General features: G+C 66.7%; 1 protein-coding gene. It reads right to left on the bottom strand.

Annotated features, from left to right (window positions below):
- Window positions 1–45: 45 nt before the first annotated feature.
- On the bottom strand, window positions 46–457 hold a 412-nt coding region (locus EJK15_RS69900; RefSeq protein WP_171075460.1), incomplete at its 5' end, for a transposase.

Genomic DNA, 457 nt, shown 5'->3' with positions numbered 1-457 from the left:
AGGTGGCTAACAGCACCTGGAGCATGTGCAAGATCTTGTAGAAGGTCAGGCCGCCCCAGCCGCTTTTGGGCTGGTCAAGCGCAGTTCAGTGAGGAACAGATGGGCGGCCGAAGCCAAGGTGACGTGGCGATGCCAGCCGGTCCAGGAACGCCCCTCGAAGTGGGTCAGGCCCAGGCCGGTCTTGAGTTCGCGGTAGTCGTGCTCGATCCGCCAGCGGATCTTCGCCAGGCGGACCAGGTCCCGCAGCCGGATGTCCGCTGGAAGGGTGGACAGCCAGTAGTCGGTGGGCTCCGGCTCGCCGGGCGGCCATTCGGCCAGGAGCCAGCATTCGGGCAGATGCCCGTCACTGTCTCGGGCGATGTCGCGGTTGGCGGGCCGCACCCGCAGCACAAGGAAGCGTGAGCGCATCGTGGCGGTCGGGTTGCCCTTGCTCTTCTTGGTGCCCTGCCGCCAGGCT

This window comes from Nonomuraea basaltis (assembly GCF_005893125.1).
GTDB classification, from domain to species: domain Bacteria; phylum Actinomycetota; class Actinomycetes; order Streptosporangiales; family Streptosporangiaceae; genus Nonomuraea; species Nonomuraea basaltis.
The sequence above is the reverse complement of the archived record's forward strand: the minus strand, read 5'-3'. Positions and strand labels throughout refer to the sequence as shown.